16 protein-coding genes are annotated in these 16,845 nt (G+C 62.4%); 6 read left to right on the top strand and 10 right to left on the bottom strand.

Annotation, left to right across the window (positions count from 1 at the left end):
- A partial coding sequence (locus tag BM321_RS21790) for a DUF6531 domain-containing protein (RefSeq protein ID WP_256575019.1) occupies positions 1-1,756 on the bottom strand: 1,756 nt, incomplete at its 3' end.
- A gap of 587 nt (positions 1,757-2,343) precedes the next feature.
- Here BM321_RS21790 and BM321_RS21795 point away from each other — a divergent pair.
- The 6 genes from BM321_RS21795 to BM321_RS21820 are packed head-to-tail and all read left to right on the top strand — an operon-like array spanning position 2,344 to position 8,088.
- Complete coding sequence (locus BM321_RS21795; protein ID WP_092444716.1) at positions 2,344-2,967, top strand: CDP-alcohol phosphatidyltransferase family protein; 624 nt, start codon at positions 2,344-2,346, stop codon at positions 2,965-2,967.
- 11 nt (positions 2,968-2,978) lie between these two features.
- Positions 2,979-4,736, top strand: coding sequence for a bifunctional alpha/beta hydrolase/class I SAM-dependent methyltransferase (locus BM321_RS21800; RefSeq protein WP_092444718.1), 1,758 nt, complete (start codon positions 2,979-2,981; stop codon positions 4,734-4,736).
- A complete protein-coding gene (locus tag BM321_RS21805; protein ID WP_092444720.1) occupies positions 4,736-6,079 on the top strand; it encodes a phosphatase PAP2/dual specificity phosphatase family protein in 1,344 nt (447 codons plus the stop codon). Before BM321_RS21800 ends, BM321_RS21805 begins: the two co-directional genes overlap by 1 nt.
- Entirely contained in the window at positions 6,069-6,524 is a 456-nt protein-coding gene (locus tag BM321_RS21810; RefSeq protein WP_092444722.1) for a hypothetical protein, read from the top strand. Before BM321_RS21805 ends, BM321_RS21810 begins: the two co-directional genes overlap by 11 nt.
- A gap of 9 nt (positions 6,525-6,533) precedes the next feature.
- Positions 6,534-7,154, top strand: a complete 621-nt coding sequence (locus BM321_RS21815; protein ID WP_092444724.1) for a lysophospholipid acyltransferase family protein — start codon at positions 6,534-6,536, stop codon at positions 7,152-7,154.
- A gap of 1 nt (position 7,155) precedes the next feature.
- The gene (locus tag BM321_RS21820; RefSeq protein WP_060740439.1) at positions 7,156-8,088 is read left to right on the top strand and encodes a phosphatidate cytidylyltransferase; all 933 of its coding nucleotides are present in this window, start codon (positions 7,156-7,158) and stop codon (positions 8,086-8,088) included.
- 314 nt (positions 8,089-8,402) lie between these two features.
- On the opposite strand, the gene BM321_RS21825 is transcribed toward BM321_RS21820, so the two are convergent.
- The 9 genes from BM321_RS21825 to BM321_RS21865 form a co-directional block, all read right to left on the bottom strand.
- On the bottom strand, positions 8,403-9,560 hold the full coding sequence (locus tag BM321_RS21825) for a glutathionylspermidine synthase family protein (protein WP_092444726.1): 1,158 nt from the start codon (positions 9,558-9,560) through the stop codon (positions 8,403-8,405).
- Between the two features lie 12 nt (positions 9,561-9,572).
- Complete coding sequence (locus tag BM321_RS21830) at positions 9,573-10,277, bottom strand: DUF1190 domain-containing protein (protein ID WP_092444729.1); 705 nt, start codon at positions 10,275-10,277, stop codon at positions 9,573-9,575.
- Between the two features lie 19 nt (positions 10,278-10,296).
- On the bottom strand, positions 10,297-10,725 hold the full coding sequence (locus BM321_RS21835) for a DUF350 domain-containing protein (RefSeq protein WP_060740436.1): 429 nt from the start codon (positions 10,723-10,725) through the stop codon (positions 10,297-10,299).
- 15 nt (positions 10,726-10,740) lie between these two features.
- On the bottom strand, positions 10,741-11,403 hold the full coding sequence (locus BM321_RS21840) for a DUF2491 family protein (RefSeq protein ID WP_092444731.1): 663 nt from the start codon (positions 11,401-11,403) through the stop codon (positions 10,741-10,743).
- Complete coding sequence (locus BM321_RS21845; RefSeq protein ID WP_092444733.1) at positions 11,390-12,424, bottom strand: ion channel; 1,035 nt, start codon at positions 12,422-12,424, stop codon at positions 11,390-11,392. Before BM321_RS21845 ends, BM321_RS21840 begins: the two co-directional genes overlap by 14 nt.
- Before the next feature lie 286 nt (positions 12,425-12,710).
- Positions 12,711-13,409, bottom strand: a complete 699-nt coding sequence (locus BM321_RS21850) for a PspA/IM30 family protein (protein ID WP_003205987.1) — start codon at positions 13,407-13,409, stop codon at positions 12,711-12,713.
- Positions 13,410-13,431: 22 nt separating this feature from the next.
- Complete coding sequence (locus tag BM321_RS21855; protein ID WP_092258175.1) at positions 13,432-14,013, bottom strand: YjfI family protein; 582 nt, start codon at positions 14,011-14,013, stop codon at positions 13,432-13,434.
- Positions 14,014-14,387: 374 nt separating this feature from the next.
- Positions 14,388-15,221: a YfaP family protein gene (locus BM321_RS21860; RefSeq protein WP_092444735.1), complete on the bottom strand. Its 834-nt coding sequence runs from the start codon at positions 15,219-15,221 to the stop codon at positions 14,388-14,390.
- 3 nt (positions 15,222-15,224) lie between these two features.
- Entirely contained in the window at positions 15,225-16,844 is a 1,620-nt protein-coding gene (locus BM321_RS21865) for a DUF2300 domain-containing protein (protein ID WP_092444737.1), read from the bottom strand.
- Position 16,845 lies beyond the last annotated feature (1 nt).

Genomic DNA, 16,845 nt, shown 5'->3' on the forward strand with positions numbered 1-16,845 from the left:
CGCCATGGATGTTGCGCTGGACGGTCAGGCGGTTGTCGTAGCGGTCGCTGAGGGCGATCAGGTGGCCGTCGCGAAAGTGCAGGAACGGGGCGTTTTCCCCAGACTGGGCGATGATCAGTTCGTCCGGCTCGGCCCCCAGGTAGATCGCCGCCCGGGCCAGGCTGTTGTGGATCGCCGGACGCTGGGTGGTAGGCAGTGGAAAGATCGTGCGGCGGTTTTCCTGGTCGACCCAGGTGACCTGCGCGTCCTTGAGCTCCAGGCGATGGGCCAGGGCATGGCTCCAGCCGCGCCCGAGGCCGACGTCCAGGGCGACGGCGCTGGTGCGGTACAAACGGGTGAAGACGAACGGCAAGCGCCCGTCGAGGGTGCCGTCGTCCAGGGTCAGCAGTTCTTCGCCGGTGACCATCGACACCGGGCAGCCGCTGGTCTGGGTCTGGGCCGCGGTGTCGGCGCTGTCGCCGTTGGGGTTTTTCGATTGGGCCGGGGCGTCGTCGTGGGGTTCGTGTTTGCTCAGGCGGGTAGAAGACTGGGACTTTTCCCGCGCCACGGCGGCCGGATTGCTCACAGACAATGGCGCAGAGTGTTCAGGGGTGATGTGCAAAGGTCCGACAGGCGTCGGCTTCAAGGGCGCGCGCTGGGCGCTGACCACCAACGGCTTCAGCACATCGGCATGCCGGTCGAGCCGGTCGGTGGAGCGTTGGGCCAGCCTGAGGCTTGATGCGGTTAACCACTCGCGAGCCCGCTCCGAGCGGAGCTGGCCAAGTACCTTGCCGCTCATCCGCATGCCCATGCCCAGGGCGCCGGTCAAGCGCATCAACAGGAAATTGATCAGCACCGAAGCGCGCATTTCACCTACGACTTCGGCCATGTACTGAGGCGGCAACATCCGCAGCCAACTGGTGAATGCGGCCACGTGAACGAAGAGCAACGGCTCGTCGCTCAACACCATCAGTCCTTTGGCGATGGCCTCGGATGACGTTTTCAGTAACTGCTCAAGTTCAACCTGGGTCAGATACTCCAGGAGCTTTTCGCTGTTGGCTTGCAGGTCGGCCAGCAGCTGGAAAACCTGTTTAACGTCATCCCATAGCTGCTGCAGGGCGTTTTCAAAACCGCGCCAATCGGCCTGCTGCAACAGGTCATAACGTTCGCGAAATCCGGCGTCGGAAAATTCCGCCCACAGGGGTTGAAACTCGTCCCACTCGGTCTTCAGCCAGCCCTCAAGTTCGTCCATCACCCCTTGGTAGGACACATACAGCGCCTTGACGTGATCGGCCGTCACATGGGGGAAAAAAGTGATGCGGTAGCGCCCGCCACGCCAGCACTCGGGGATTTCCAGGATGCCGCTGGGGCCAATGACGTGATGCACTGGCTCGCCAAACGTTTCCTTCCCGGGCTCGCCTCCGGTGACGGGCTCCAGCATCACCGGGGTATCGCCAATCGGCACGAAACGCGCCGCCTGGAACATGTGCACCAGCGTCAGCGGACCACTCGCCGGGCACGCGACCACCGTGGCACTGATGGGTTGATCGAGATTCTTCGGCGCCGCCAGGGACACCTCGTTGCCGACCTTGAATACCTGTTCAAGGTCCAGCGCCCAATCGGCCCAAAAGCTTTCAGCCCAGGCGTCGTAGTCGTTCAGGCAGTTTCGAAAGTCCTGGAAAACCGCCTCGACATCCGGCTGCTCGGGGTCCATGGCCGCCATCACCAAAGAACCGATGGTGTTGTTCAGGGCCAGGAGCTTGTCGGGGGCAAACATGCAGGAATCTCGCAGTGCGGGGACGAACGCGAGACTCTGCCGGGGATGACAGGGGAATTAAGTCAGTGGGAGGAGACAAGGGATGTAGGGCGATTCGCTAAATTTGAACGCTTGGCGTGCGAACCGCGCCGATGACCATAGATGCCACGATATGAGCATGCAGATGGCCAGCAGGCTGAAAGTCATTTGTTTGATGTGCCGCCATCGCGAGCAAGCTCGCTCCCACAGGGGACTTGTGGTGGGGTCGGGAATGCGTGGACTGCTGTTCTCACAGGCGCTGGTTAACTTAAGGCTGTATGAATCATTGTGGCGAGGGAGCTTGCTCCCGCTCGGCTGCGCAGCAGTCGTAAACCTGCCCGGCCACCGCGTTGAATGGCTTTGGGGCTGCTGCGCAGCCCAGCGGGAGCAAGCTCCCTCGCCACCGGTCTGTGTTTTTTCAATTTTCCGGAGTGTCTTGCGCAGATAAATGCGCGAATAGATGCCTACCCGCGCGCATTCTCGAGAAATACCCGCCAGCAACCCCTCAACCTATCGTAATCTCGCATCTGTATAAGCCCAGCCCCGCAACCGGCCGAGATCTTCCTCCGATGCCCTCCATCTACCAACTCAAGCCTGCCTTTCAAAACCTGCTGCGCCCCATGGTTCAACGCCTCTACAACAACGGTGTCACCGCCAACCAGGTCACCCTGCTCGCGGGTATCGTCTCGGTGTTGGTGGGGGCGGTGATTGCCTGGTTCGCCAGCCATCCGTGGATTTTCGTCCTGGTTCCGGTCTGGATGTTCCTGCGCATGGCGTTGAATGCGGTGGATGGCATGCTGGCGCGGGAGTTTGGCCAACAATCCCATCTGGGCGCCTACCTCAATGAGCTATGCGATATCATCGCCGACGTTGCCCTGATCCTGCCTTTTGCCTTGTTTGCCGATACCAGTCTTCTGCTCGTGTTGTTGGTCACGCTGTTGGCGTTGTTCAGCGAATACGCCGGCGTGCTGGGGCCGATGGTGGGGGCTTCGCGGCGGTATGACGGGCCGATGGGCAAGAGTGACCGGGCCTTTGTGTTTGGCGTGTTGGCGACCGGTATTGCCCTGGGTTGGCTCGGGGCGCTGTGGATAAATGGTGTGATGGCGGTGGTTGCCGCCCTGCTGGTTTATACCTTGGTCAATCGGGTGCGTCATGGCCTGGACCAGGTGAAGGAAAACGCTCCCTCAGCATAAAGGAACTTGCAATGCGCGAAGCCCAACACCGGACATTCACCACCCACGATGGCGTGGAACTGTTCTACCAACACTGGCCGGCTGTCGACGCGGCAGCGGGTGAACCCCGCCAGGCCGTGTTGTTGTTTCATCGTGGTCATGAACACTCCGGGCGCATCGCGCACCTGGTGGACGAGCTGGACCTGCCCGGGTTCGACTTCTTTGCCTGGGACGCCCGCGGCCATGGCCAGTCGCCGGGCGAACGGGGCGACAGCCCGAGCTTCGCCACCAGTGCGCGGGACGTGCAGACGTTCTGCGATCACATCGGCATGGCGCATCAGATCGATGAAGCGAACATCGCTGTGGTCGCACAAAGCGTCGGCGCGGTGATCGTGTCCACCTGGGTCCACGACTACGCGCCGCGCATTCGCTCGCTGGTGCTGGCGTCGCCGGCGTTCAAGGTCAAGCTCTACGTGCCGTTCGCCCGTCCGGGCCTGGCGCTGATGCGCAAGTTCCGCGGCAATTTCTTCGTCAACAGCTACGTCAAGGCGAAATTCCTCAGCCATGACCCGGAGCGGGTGGCGTCCTACGACAGCGATCCGTTGATCACCAAGGCCATTTCGGTGAACGTGCTGCTGGGCCTGTACGAAGCCGCCGACCGTGTGGTGGCCGATGCCCAGGCGATCCAGGTGCCGACGCAGTTGTTGATCTCCGGCTCGGATTTCGTGGTACACCGCAAACCCCAGGAGCAATTCTTCGAGCGCCTGGGCAGCCTGCACAAGGAAAAGCACATCCTGCCGGGCTTCTTCCACGACACCCTCGGCGAGAAGAACCGTGCGCCCGCCGTTGCCAGTGCGCGCCGCTTCATCCTGCAAAACTTCGCCCGACCGCTGGACCGCCCTTCCCTGCTGGACGCCGATCGCCTGGGCGCGACCTGCGCCGAAGCCGAAACCCTGGCCACGCCGCTGCCCCACAACTCGCTACGCGACCTCTACTGGCGTATGACCCGCGCCAGCATGCGCTTTGGCAGCAAATTGTCGGCCGGAGTGAAGCTGGGCTTCGACACCGGGTTCGACTCCGGCAGTACCCTGGATTACGTCTACCGCAACCGCCCCACCGGCACCTCGGCGCTGGGCAAGATGATCGACCAGAACTACCTGAACTCCATCGGCTGGCGCGGCATTCGCCAGCGCAAGTTGCATGTCGAGGAGCTGCTGCGCCTGGCGATGGCCGAGTTGCGCGCCCAGGACCGCGAGGTGCGCATCGTCGACATCGCCGCCGGCCACGGCCGCTACATTCTCGAAGCCCTGCAAGGCGTCAGCCCGTTACCTGAGTCGATCCTGCTGCGCGACTACAGCGACATCAACGTGCGCGATGGCAATGCGCTGATCGTTGAAAAAGGCTTGGGCGATATCGCTCGGTTCGTCAAAGGCGATGCCTTCGACCGCCAGGACCTGGCGGCGCTGGAACCCAAGCCGACCCTCGCCGTGGTATCGGGCCTGTACGAGCTGTTCGCCGACAACCAACTGGTCGGCGGCTCCCTCGCGGGCCTGGCCGAAGCCGTGGAGCCTGGCGGTTTCCTGGTGTACACCGGCCAGCCATGGCACCCGCAACTGGAACTGATCGCCCGTGCCCTCACCAGCCACCGTGCCGGTCAGGCCTGGGTAATGCGTCGACGCACCCAGGCGGAAATGGACCAATTGGTTGAGGCGGCGGGCTTCCGCAAGATCACCCTGCGGGTCGATGAATGGGGCATTTTCAGCGTTTCCCTGGCGCAGCGAGTGCAGTAATGAGCGCCGTCATCGCTCCGGCCCGCGAACCCGCACTGCTGAAACCGGCGGTGCTGTGGCTGCTGTTGCTGGCGCCGCTGTTCTTCACCACCTACGGCTTCGCCACCTGGGTCACCTCCCAGCGTGACGACGTTGGCACGCTGGTGTTCGCCTGGGAAAGCCACATGCCGTTCATGGCCTGGACCATCGTGCCTTACTGGTCGATCGATCTGTTGTACGGCCTGTCCTTGCTATTGCCCAGCAGCCGCGACGAACTCAAGCGTCATGCCTTGCGCCTGCTCACGGCCCAGGTGATTGCGGTCAGTTGCTTCCTGCTCTGGCCGTTGCGCTTCACCTTCCCCCGGCCAGAGATGGATGGCGTGTTCGGTTGGTTGTTCGAGGTGCTGGCGGGTTTCGACAAGCCGTTCAACCAGGCGCCATCGCTGCACATTGCCTTGCTGGTCATTCTTTGGGTCTGCTATCAGCGGCATTTGCAGGGTGTCTGGCGTTGGCTGATGCACGGTTGGTTCGCGTTGATCGGCGTGTCGGTGCTGACCACGTACCAACATCACTTCATTGACCTGCCCACGGGCGCGTTGGCCGGTTGGTTGTGCGTGTGGTTGTGGCCGCTGGATCGACCCAGCCCGCTGCTGAGTGCGCGTCTGGCGGCGGATCCTGCTCGCCGACGCTTGGCCTTGCGTTATGGCCTGGGCGCGGCGGCGCTGTTCGTTCCGGCGTTTGCCCTGGGCGGCGCGTGGCTCTGGCTGATCTGGCCGGCGGTCGCGGTGCTCCTGGTGGCGCTGAATTACCTGGTGTTCGGTGCCGACGGTTTCCAGAAGCGTGCCGATGGTCGCTTGAGTCCGGCAGCGCGCTGGTTGCTGGCGCCTTATCTGGTAGCGGCATGGATCAATTCTCGCTGTTGGACGCGCAAGCATCCGCAGCCGGACCAGGTTGCGGATAACGTCTGGCTCGGGCGAGTCCCCACGCCGATGGAATTGAAGGACAGTGCGTTTACCGGCGTGCTCGACCTCTGCGCGGAACTGTCCATGGACAGCACAGGCATCGCCTATCGCTCATTGCCGGTGCTCGACCTGACGGCACCGACCGCCGAACAATGCCTGAACGCGGCAGAAGCCATTGAAAGCCTGCGCCAGCACGGGCCGGTGCTGGTCTGCTGCGCCTTGGGTTATTCGCGCAGCGCCACGGCGGTGGTGGCCTGGCTGCTGCACAGCGGCCGCGCGGCGAACGTCGATGCGGCGATCGTGCAAATCCAGCGCGCCCGCCCGCGTATCGTTTTGCAGGCGGCGCACCGTCGGGCGCTGGAGCAATTATCCACAGCACAAGGGCACGTCCATGATCAGTGACATGGAGCTCCACACCGTGGCAAGCCTGTTGCGCCGGGGTCATTCGCTCGACCAGTTGTCCACCGGGCTGACGCTGCTGGGGGCGCTGCTGGGCTTGGGGCAGTGGCTGGTGGGCGTCATCGATCCGTGGTTGCTGCTGTTGAGTGCGGCGCTGCTGGTGCTCGGCGTGCTGGAAAAATACTGGGCGCTGCGCGTGGCGTTTGACGCCGATCTGTTCCAGCGCATGGCTGACAGCACCCAGTCCCTGGCCGAGCGCACCTACACGCTGGATCAAGCCCTCATCTCCCTGGGCCTGCAACCGGCCGCACGTGCCGGTCGCCTCTGGACCGAACGCCGGCATGGCGCATTGTTGCTGCTGCGTCGGCAGTCACGCTTATTGGCCGTACAAGTCGTCCTGGTGCTGGGCTTCATCCTGGCCAGTCCCTGGCTAGCCTTTTCAGGATAAGGAATCCTCATGTTCGAACCCGTGGTCGCCAACCTCATCACCTCCGCCGCCCGCATGGTCACGGGCGCGCGCAGCCTGTGGCTCGGCTGCGCGCCGACGCCGGTGCAACGGATCTACTTCGCCAACCACAGCAGCCACGGAGACTTCGTGTTGCTCTGGGCCTCGCTGCCCCCGGCGCTGCGCAAGCTCACCCGTCCCGTCGCAGGCGCCGATTACTGGCAAACCAGCCCAGTGCGCCGCTACATCATCAACCGCGTGTTCAACGGCGTGTTGGTGGACCGCGAGCGCAAGGATCCTTCGCACAGCCCGTTGCAACCGATGCTCGAAGCACTGGAGAACGGCGATTCGCTGATCATCTTCCCGGAAGGCACGCGCAATCCAGAGGAAGGCCTGTTGCCCTTCAAGAGCGGGATCTATCACTTGATGAAAAATCACCCCGAGGTCGAGGTGATCCCGGTGTGGATCGCCAACCTCAACCGCGTCATGCCCAAGGGCCGTGTCCTGCCGCTGCCGCTGTTGTGCACCACCAGTTTCGGCGCGCCGCTGTGCATCGAAGAAGGCGAAAGCAAAGAGCAATTCCTTGAACGCAGCCGCGCCGCGCTGCTGGCACTGGCCCCGGAGCACGTCTGACATGGATCGATATACCCTGATGTTGTTTGGCGGGATCGGCGCCATCCTGGTGCTGGCTTCGTTGATCGGTTTCATTCTCAGGCTGAAAACCCGCGGCGCGCCGAACTCGGTGATCGACAACCTCAACGCCCGGATCAATGCCTGGTGGATCATGGTGCTGGTGATCGGCGTGGCGTTCTGGCTCGGCAACGCGGCGGTCATCCTGCTGTTCTACGCCGTGTCGTTCTACGCCCTGCGGGAATTCCTGACCCTGACACCGACCCGGCGCAGTGACTACCCGGCCCTGGTGGCGGCGTTCTACCTGGCGCTGCCGCTGCAATACCTGTTGATCTACTACGACTGGTACGGGCTGTTTTCGATCTTCATCCCGGTGTATGTGTTCCTGCTGCTGCCGATCCTGGCGTCCCTGGGTGGCGATAGCACACACTTCCTCGAGCGTGCCTCGAAGGTCCAGTGGGGCTTGATGATCGCGGTGTTCTGCATCTCCTTCGTGCCCGCCCTGCTGACTCTGGACATCGCCGGTTTCGAAGGGCGCAACCTGTTGTTGATCGCCTACCTGGTGATCGTGGTGCAGCTGTCGGATGTGTTGCAGTACGTGTGCGGCAAGCTGTTCGGCAAACACAAGATCGCGCCCAACCTGTCGCCCTCGAAAACCGTCGAGGGCTTTGTCGGCGGTATTTTCCTGGCCTCGCTGATCGGTGGCGCGCTGTGGTGGATCACGCCGTTCAATCCGTGGCAGTCGTTCCTCATCGCCTTGCTGATCAACCTGCTGGGCTTTGCCGGCGGCATCGTCATGTCGGCGATCAAACGCGACCGCGGCGTCAAAGACTGGGGCCATATGATCGAAGGCCACGGCGGCATGCTCGACCGCCTGGACTCGGTCTGCTTCGCCGCGCCGATCTTCTTCCACCTGGTGCGGTACTGGTGGACGTGAAAAAGCCCGCGGCAAACACCTAAACCTGTGGGAGCGAGCTTGCTCGCGATGGCGTCAGGTCAGTCAACATCCATGTCGGCTGATCCACCGGTCATCGCGAGCAAGCTCGCTCCCACAGAGGGCGGTGCCTGATCCACTGGCACACAGCTCTGGACGACTTCACTCAAGGCAGACGATGGGATGCGTGGCTGAACACCTAAACCTGTGGGAGCGAGCTTGCTCGCGATAACGTCAGGTCAGTCAACATCCATGTCGGCTGATCCACCGTCATCGCGAGCAAGCTCGCTCCCACAGGGGGTTGGTGTGTAGGGCGGTCAGTCGAGGATCAGGTGCGGCAGGAACCGGCTGGAATCCTTGGTGATCAGGCTGTTGTCTTCCCGCACGCCAATGCCGGCCGCCTGGTCGCCGATGACCCAGGAGCCGATCAGGGTGTAGCTGTCGTCAAACTTCGGCAGCGGCGCGAATTCCTGGAGGATGAACGGCGCGTCGGTGTAGGGGCCGTCTTCTTTTACAATCAAGCCATCAGCGGTCTGCAGCTCGATGTTGGCGCCTTCCCGGGAAAAGAACGGCTTGCGCACCCAACCCTTGGGCACGGCTTTGCTGGTGTCGGTATCCAGGTGGGCCGCGAGCAGGTTCGGGTGGCCTTTGTTGAATTCCCACAGCAGCGGCAGAATGCCTTTGTTGGAGATAATCGACTTCCAGGCCGGCTCGAAAAACTGCGTATCGCATTGGGCAATCGCCGCACCAAAGGGCTCGTGAAAGATGAACTCCCAGGCATGCAGCTTGAACAGGTGCGGAATCCAGCGCTCTTCCAGGTCGACGAAACGCCCGTCACGGTTGAGGCCGATGTCTTCGATATCGATGTGCCGCGATTCAATGCCGACTTTTTCCGCGATCAGGCGCAGGTAGTCCGTGGTGCCCTTGTCTTCCACCGAGCCTTTCATCGAGGCGAAATAGAACGGCTGGGTGAGCTGCAACTGAGCGAAGGCCTGGTGCAGCTTGGTGTCGATGCTGTTGAACTGGTCGGCATGGGCCGGCAGCATGCCGCGCTCGATGCATTGCTCCAACCAACCCCACTGGAACGCCGCCGCTTCGTAGAGGCTGGTCGGCGTGTCGTAGTTGAGTTCCAACAGCTTGGCCGGGCCGCTGCCGTTGTAGGAGAAATCCATGCGCCCATACAGGTGCGGGTGGCCTTCAAGCCACGAAGTGCGCACCAGGTCGAAGAACGGCGCGGGAATGCTCAGGCGCTCCAGCAACTCTTCGCTCTGGACCACCCGGGCCACCAGGTCCATGCACATGTCATGGATCTCGGTGGTCGGGTCTTCCAGGTCGTCCTCGATCTGCTTGAGGGTGAACTGGTAGTACGCGCTTTCGTCCCAATAGGGTTCGTCGTCGATGGTGTGGAACAGAAAGCCGAGCCGCTCGGCGGTCTGCTTCCAGTCAGGACGCTCTGCGCAATGGATCTTCTTCATGGCGCTGGTTCCTCAACCGCCGGAGCTGCTCGAACCGCCCCAACCGCTGCGGGCACTGGACTTGCTGCCGAAGCCGCCACGGGAGGTGGTTGAGGCAACGGACATCGGCTTGCTGGTGGACTTGATAGAGTCGGTGTAGCTGCCGTATCGCGCCTGATTGGACTTGGTGAATGTCGAGCCTGTCGACACCCGCTGGCTGAGCGTGGAGGAGCCGAAGCTGCCACGGTCATCGCGGTAGCGGTAGACCGGCTCGGAGAAATAGCTGTTGCGGTTGCTGCTGAGCATGTTGCCGATCAGCAGTCCAGTCAGCAGGTTGCTGAAACCTCCACCGGTATTCATCGCTTCCGAGGCCGGCAATTGAGCCTTGGCAGCGTCCACTTCCGATTGCGTAACCTCACCCTCGGCACTCAGTTCGAAACCACCCAGCTTGGGGATGAACTTGCCGGCGGAATCCTGCTGACACCAATCGGGGACAAAGTCGGCATCGCAATCGGCCTGGTTGTCGTACACCGGCGCAATGCGGCGATGCTCCGTCATGGCGGTCATGTAGGCGTCAGCGCAAATGTCTACCGGCAGCTTTTCATCGACGCATTGCTGCACGGACTGGAAGTTGTACTTCTTTTTCAACTCGTAGGTTTTTTCCGTCGGACCGCAACCGGATATCGCCATGGCGACCGACGCGGCCAGCGAAAGCTGGACGTACTTGCTTCGTTTCATCGGGTTCTCCGTGGCGCAATCAGTTCGTGGAAGGCGTCATGCACGCGGCGTTCAACAGGCCGACGCTGATGGCCACGGCGGCGATGTAGATACCGGCGGCGATTTCACCCTGCTTGATGCGCGCGGAAGCGCCCTTGAGCACCAAGCTGGTCACCAGGAACGCCAGCAACTGAACGACAGCGGCGATCACCGTCCAGACGACGAAATCCAGCATGCTGATCGAGTAGGCAATCACGTTGCTGGCCGGGATGGCGAAACCGATGAGGGCACCGCTCAAGGCGATCGCCGCCGCCACGTTGCCCGAGCGGATCAGTTCGAACTCTTTATGCGGCGTGACATGGATGTAGATGAACTGAAACAGCGCGAACAGCACGGCGGCGCCAAGGATGTACAGGGCGAAGCCGAACACGGCGGCCTTGTTCAGGGAAATGGAGAGCGCTTCAAGCATGGACTTCTTCCTTATTCAAAGAGTGTTCAGGTCAGTGGTGTACAGCGAAATACCCAGCGAAGTGCTCAGGCTGACAGTGCCTTCGGCGTCCTCTTCGACGGAGAACAACAGAAACTCCCGGCGATCGGTCAGGCCGGTGTCGCGGGCGTACAGCATCGAACGGTGCTCGACGCTGTAGGACTCATCCGGATTGCTCACGCGCTCGCTCAACGTCACCAACTCTGTCTGGCCCGCCTCGGTGCCCCATTCGCGGCTGTACTCGACGCCGTCGTGGGTGTAGGTCGGCAGGCCGATCAGGCTTTCAGGGCCGGCCAGGCGACGCAACTCCGCTTCGCTGTTGATCGTGACGTAGCTGAGGTAGTTGAACAGGATCACCGACTCGACCTGCCCGGCGATGTCGCCGCTGGTGTGCACTTGCAGCCAGTAGTCTTCGTCGTTCATGTAGCAGCGCGACAACCAGTTCGATTGCCCGAGGTCGACGATGCCCAGGCTCCAGATCTGCTGGGAACCCGGGATGACCACGGTGCTGTTGCCGTCGAGCAACAACTTGAGCGTGGTATCGAACATGACCTGCTTGCCAGAGGCCAGGCCCAACGGCCCGGTGACGGGCGCGCCATGGCTGGCTGTCGTGTTCGCGTTCGGGGCCTCGAGCCCCATCAACTGTTTAAACCACCCCATGGGAAATTTCCTTGAGTCGCGTGGAGGCGATGTAGAAGAGTTCTCCGCCCACGACACGCGTGGTGCCGGGCGGGTTTATCGATGGGTGTCGGGCGCCCTGGGCGCGGTAGCCGATCAGCGTAGCGTTGTGCTGCTCTTTCATCCGGGTGTAGAGCTCGCCGAACGTCGCTTCAAACGCCTCGGGCAGTTTCATCAGGTACTGGGTGGCGCCTTCGCCCACACAGAGCAATTCATTGATGACCACTGACGAGCCCGGGTCCTGGGAGGCCCGCACCAGCATTTCGATGGCCATGCTGGAGGTACATTCCAGGCTCGGGGCATAGGCGCTGGCGAGGGCCGCGATTTCGCTGTCATTGAAATGGGCGACCACATGCCCGGCAGGCCCCAGTTGATTGACCGCCAGCACGGTGGCCAGGGTCAGGTCGTCGGAATGGGTGCGCACCAGCACGCGTTCGGCACCCGGCACGCCAGCGCGCTGCAGCAGTGCGACGGAGGACAGGCTGTCACCCTTGATGAATGACGTCTTGCCGGGCATGGGGTTTTCTTCGAGATCGCAATCGCAGATGACGATCAGGTTGTCATTGGAGGTTTCGTCCTGCAGCAGCAGTTCGATGACCCGTTCGCTGGACGCGCCCTCCCAGCCGATGAGAACCGTGTGGCCGACCTTGCCGGTGAAATCGCCTTTGCCCTTCATGCCTTTTCTCCAAACATCGATGACACTGCTGGTGGTTTTGCCGATGGCTGCCGTCAGCAGCGCGATGCCCCCGAGCATGATCCAGATAGCCACGAAAATTCGCCCGGCGGATGTCTGTGGCAACAGGTCGCCATAGCCGACGGTAAGCGTGGTGGTGAGATAGAAGTAGATAAACGTGGCGGCGGCGATGAGGTGTTGCTCGCCCAGCAGCACCAGGCCGATCCAGGCCGTGGACAGGTGCACGCCCAACGCAATGGCCAGGCCCGCCCAGCCGAACCGATGGAAGAAGGACGATGCGTACGAGCGCAACAAAAGGAAAATCGACATTTCGTCCCTGACTCCGTGGGGCTTCGTTCCTGGCGGGATCATCGCTCTGGCGTGTGAATGCCGAACTTAGTGACCGGACAGCATTAAACCTGTTGCCGGGCTTGGATAAAAGTACCTGCGTCACAATTAAATCCAGGAACGCCGGACAATATTGTGGCGAGGGCGCTTGCTCCCGCTGGGGCGCGAAGCGGTCCCAAGGAATGGGACTGCTGCGCAGTCCAGCGGGAGCAAGCTCCCTCGCCACAGGTTTGTGCTCGGCCTGCCTGAATTGATCAGCCCAAACGGATTATTCAGCCGATTTTTTCTTCAGGCGTTCCAGGATCGCATTGGCGCTGCCTTCGTTCGGCGTGATGCCGGCATCGCGCAGCTTGCGTTCCAGGTCGGAGCCGGTCGAAGCTTCGGCCAGTTCGTCCTGGGCTTGCAGTTCAGCGGCACGTTGCTGTTGCTTGGCCTGCAGGCGGTTGAGCGTACCGACGGCGGTTTCCAGCTTGCCATTGGCGCCACCGCTGGCGATGGAGGCACTGACCTGGGCCTTCTGCACGCTTTCGCGGGCCTTGGCCATGTCCACTTGCTGACGCAGGCTCTTGATGCGGCTTTCGGCCTTGGTGATGTCCTTGCGCATGTTGTCCGCGTAGCCGCCGAACTCGGTGGCGTGCTTTTGCTCGGCGTCCAGTTCGTTGGTCAGGGTCGAAATGGCTTCGGCCACTTCCAGCGCCAGGTCTTCGCGGTTGGCCTGGATCGCGGCCAGGGCCTTGGCTTCCAGGTCCTTGATCTTGGCGTTGTATTCGCCGACGCGATCGGTCGCCAGCTTGTGCTTGGCCATGATGGTGACCAGCTCACGCTTGGCATTGGCCAGCGCGCTGTCGGCATCGCGGATTTCCTGGTCGAGGATGCGCAGGGCCTGTTGGTCGACGATCGATTCGCCGACTTCGCTGGCACCGCCACGCAGTGCGGTGAACAACTTGCTCCAGATGGACTGAGTCATTGGATGGTTCCTATTCGGCGAATTAGATGAAGAAGCGTTCGAACGCTTCGCTGGCGCGCTGGACGTTGTCGACGAGGGTTTTGACCTCGGTGACGACGTTGGTCAGGCTGGAGTCGGAGCTCAGCGCGCCGAACATGTTGTAGACGACCTGTCCGTTGGGCATGGTCTCGATGCCGATGGACGACAGCGGGAACATTTCCCGGCTGCGCAACACGGCGTCGTTGAAGGCCGCCACGTCGCTGATCGACTCGACATCCACCAGGACGGTATCGACGATGATCTGGTCGCCCACGACTGCGATGTAGATCGGCAAGCCACCAAAGTCATTCATTTCCAGCTTGATGCTGGACTCGGAGCCTTGGACGAGGGAGAGAGTGATGTCGTTCGCGACCACTTCGTCCAGGGCCTGAAGGGCGCTGTAGAGGCGGTCGATGTTCCAGTTGTTACCTGCGCTCATGTAATTCTCCGACATGAATGAGCCAGCCAGAATCGGTTGGCGTAGCTGTTTCTCCATCTGCTTGAGCAGGCTTCGGTTTTCGGGAAGCACCCAAGTCTCGTGTTTCACATACCCGGCGGCACTCAGGCCCGCGCGCATCTGCTTCATGTAGAAGCTCGACGGTTTTTTCGCGGAGGGTTTGGCGCGCTCTCCCGTGTGGCTCACTGAATCGGTCACAGACCCGTCAGGCGGATCTGCTGGAGAGCTACTTTGCATGGTGCTGAACCCCACTGTGAAAAACTCACGCGTGAGAAACACTACAGGTAGTTTCGAAAGCCCACAATAGCTCACGCGTGAGATTTTTATTTGTCACAAATGGCTGATAAACCTGTGGGAGCGAGCTTGCTCGCGATAGCGGCATATCAGTTTGCAGAGAGGCTGGATTTACCGACGCCATCGCGAGCAAGCTCGCTCCCACCGTTTTTTTGAGCGTTCACAGATCAGGCGTCCACCATCGATCCTCTGTGGAAGCTGATGGCGGCTTACGGATAGCTGAAGCTCTTGACCAGCGTCAGCTCGCCCACCGCCCGCATCGGCACCACGAAAGTTTCCATCTTCTCGTTCGGTGTGCCTTCCTCCGTGATCACGGTGACCTGTGCGGTGGTCAGGGCTTGTTGCGCTTGCGCCCCACCGCCCTCACCCTCTTCGCCGTCCGCCTCACTGCGATAACCGCCGCCGTAGTAGTTCACATACACCAGGTACTGGCCTTTGATCGGCGCGGGCATGGCGAAGATTTCCGGGCCGTAGCCGGTGGTGACGTCGACGTCGAGGGCGGCGCCGTTGGCAGCGATGCGGTCGCCGTACCAGATGTGGGCACCGTCGGGGGTGACCAGGTGCAGGTCCAGGTCGGTGCCGTCGCTGTCCCAGGTCAGCAACACCCGCAGCTTGGCCGGCGTGGCACCGCCGCTGGTGTTGAGAAACTGCGTGCGGTGGCGCTGCTGGCCATCGGCGCTGCGCACTTCCACGCTGTTGCTGCCGTTGGGGAACGAGAACGGCCGGTCGAAGCGCCCCTCCTCATCCAGCTTCAGCGGCAGGCTGACGCCGTTGACGATCAACTGGCCCGGCGCATTGCTGTCCTTGGGCGCGCCTTTGATCTGCCCGGTAATGCGGGCGGTGTTGGCCTGGCCTGGAGGCGTGTTGACCGACGAGGCCGGGTAGTTGACCGTCTGGCTGAAGCTTTCGCCTTCACCGCCCGGCGCCCCGCTGCGCCAGCCGCCAACGGGGGTGTCGAGCTTGATGGCGTCAGCGGCCATGGCCGGTGGCAACGCGGTCAGGGCGCAGAGCAACAGCAAGACCTGTGGATAACGGAGTGTCATGGTCTATTCCAGCAAGAGGTGACGGGCGAGCCCTTCGATATAGGTTTCGTCCTGGCCGTTGGGGTGAGCTTCGAAGGCCAGGTGCAAATATTCATGGGTCAGGTCGAGACGGTCTTGCAGCGACAGCACGCCGCGCACATAGATGCGCTGGCGTTCGCGGTCGACATAAGGCCGGCCAAAGGCAACGCGGCAGACGGCGAAAGTGCTGATTTCGTTGTAGCCCACTTCACCTTCCAGCCGCTCACGCCAGCCCCGGCGCTGCTTGAGCAGCCAGTCCTGGGCGGCGGGCAGCGCCTCGCAGGACGCCACCGGATTGTCCCAGCGGCTGAGGCTGGCACGCGGGTAGGCGTGCAGCAGGATGGCGTCGTAGCGTTGGCCGGCGTTGGCTTGTTCCACGGCTTGCGCCCAGGACAGTTTGTCCGGGCCGGGCTGGTCGGAGTGGTAGGTGACGTCGGTACCGGCCAGGACCAGGTCGCTGGTCCAGGCGGCAATGGCACGGGTTTCAGGCGCCGCCGGGCGTGGCGCGACGCGCTGGCGATGGCTGCTGTCGTCGATGCTCAAGCAATCACCGCTGCGTTGGGCGTTCTGCAGCAGATAGGTACGGATCGCCACGGCCAGTGCCTTGGCGGCTTCGGCGGGCTCGGCCTTGGCTTCGCGCTGCAGGACCCGGGCGACGTATTCCTCCCGGTCCAGGCGCGCCACCAGCTTGCCGGGCATCAGGAACAGCTCGCCATCGCTGTGGATGTCCAATTGGTTGCCGTTGGTGAATTCGACGCGGTAATCACCGCGCAATTGACCCGGCGCGGCAGTCCGGTCACCGGCCATCACCCGCTGCCAGGGATAGCGGGCAAACAGGCCGACTTCCACGCAACGCCCGGTTTCCGCCGGCCAGCGGGACGGCAATGCCGCCGCCAAACCTTCGCCGTAGACTTTCAAGACTTGCTGGCTGGTGCCACGGCCCCCGGCCCACACCGGGGTGCCGTCGGCCAGCCAACCGGCGAAACCGCCTTGTCGGGAGGAAGGCCCCTGATCACCCAGCCAGCTCCAGGTCTTGACCCGCAGGCGACTGCCTAACTCGCCAACCAGCCTCCCGTCCGCCGCGCCGAGCACCACATCCAGCAGCACCCGACGGGCCTGGTCCTGGGCCGGCAACATGGCCAGGGCCTTGAGCAGTTCCGCGACCGGCACCTGCGTCTGGGGCTGCAAGGCCGGCAGGTCCAACAACCAGGCCGGCGCCTGGCGGGCCTGCCAGTAATCGCGCCAGTTCGAAGCCGACAACCCGAGCCGCTGCGGCTCGAAATACAAGCCACAGGATTTCACCAGCGCCTGATCTCGACCGATGCTCTGCCCGGCATTGCAGCAATAGACCTCCTCCTTCGACTCGCCGCGGCACTCATAGACCGGCTCGCGAGCGTCGGTGTCCACCAACCAGGCATAGACAAACAGTTTCCACAGACTGCCCAGTGGCGCCTGCAAGGAAGCGGGCAACGGCTGGCGATCCAGCACCTGGGCCTGGCTCACTCGCAGCAATTGACCGTCGAAGGCCAGGCGCAACGGCTCGTCCTGCGCCGTTGCCAGCGCAGGGATCAAGCACAACAACCACCCAACCCACCGCCTGCGCATG

Origin of the sequence: Pseudomonas sp. NFIX10, from assembly GCF_900111955.1 — a bacterium.
Classification (GTDB): Bacteria; Pseudomonadota; Gammaproteobacteria; order Pseudomonadales; family Pseudomonadaceae; genus Aquipseudomonas; species Aquipseudomonas fluorescens_AA.

What these genes read in the sequence shown, in the direction of transcription:
- BM321_RS21795 (WP_092444716.1), top strand. Translation starts at nt 2,344, where the DNA reads ATGCCCTCCATCTACCAACTCAAGCCTGCCTTTCAAAACCTGCTGCGC.
- BM321_RS21800 (WP_092444718.1), top strand. Translation starts at nt 2,979, where the DNA reads ATGCGCGAAGCCCAACACCGGACATTCACCACCCACGATGGCGTGGAA.
- BM321_RS21805 (WP_092444720.1), top strand. Translation starts at nt 4,736, where the DNA reads ATGAGCGCCGTCATCGCTCCGGCCCGCGAACCCGCACTGCTGAAACCG.
- BM321_RS21810 (WP_092444722.1), top strand. Translation starts at nt 6,069, where the DNA reads ATGATCAGTGACATGGAGCTCCACACCGTGGCAAGCCTGTTGCGCCGG.
- BM321_RS21815 (WP_092444724.1), top strand. Translation starts at nt 6,534, where the DNA reads ATGTTCGAACCCGTGGTCGCCAACCTCATCACCTCCGCCGCCCGCATG.
- BM321_RS21820 (WP_060740439.1), top strand. Translation starts at nt 7,156, where the DNA reads ATGGATCGATATACCCTGATGTTGTTTGGCGGGATCGGCGCCATCCTG.
- BM321_RS21825 (WP_092444726.1), bottom strand. Translation starts at nt 9,560, where the DNA reads ATGAAGAAGATCCATTGCGCAGAGCGTCCTGACTGGAAGCAGACCGCC.
- BM321_RS21830 (WP_092444729.1), bottom strand. Translation starts at nt 10,277, where the DNA reads ATGAAACGAAGCAAGTACGTCCAGCTTTCGCTGGCCGCGTCGGTCGCC.
- BM321_RS21835 (WP_060740436.1), bottom strand. Translation starts at nt 10,725, where the DNA reads ATGCTTGAAGCGCTCTCCATTTCCCTGAACAAGGCCGCCGTGTTCGGC.
- BM321_RS21840 (WP_092444731.1), bottom strand. Translation starts at nt 11,403, where the DNA reads ATGGGGTGGTTTAAACAGTTGATGGGGCTCGAGGCCCCGAACGCGAAC.
- BM321_RS21845 (WP_092444733.1), bottom strand. Translation starts at nt 12,424, where the DNA reads ATGTCGATTTTCCTTTTGTTGCGCTCGTACGCATCGTCCTTCTTCCAT.
- BM321_RS21850 (WP_003205987.1), bottom strand. Translation starts at nt 13,409, where the DNA reads ATGACTCAGTCCATCTGGAGCAAGTTGTTCACCGCACTGCGTGGCGGT.
- BM321_RS21855 (WP_092258175.1), bottom strand. Translation starts at nt 14,013, where the DNA reads ATGAAGCAGATGCGCGCGGGCCTGAGTGCCGCCGGGTATGTGAAACAC.
- BM321_RS21860 (WP_092444735.1), bottom strand. Translation starts at nt 15,221, where the DNA reads ATGACACTCCGTTATCCACAGGTCTTGCTGTTGCTCTGCGCCCTGACC.
- BM321_RS21865 (WP_092444737.1), bottom strand. Translation starts at nt 16,844, where the DNA reads ATGCGCAGGCGGTGGGTTGGGTGGTTGTTGTGCTTGATCCCTGCGCTG.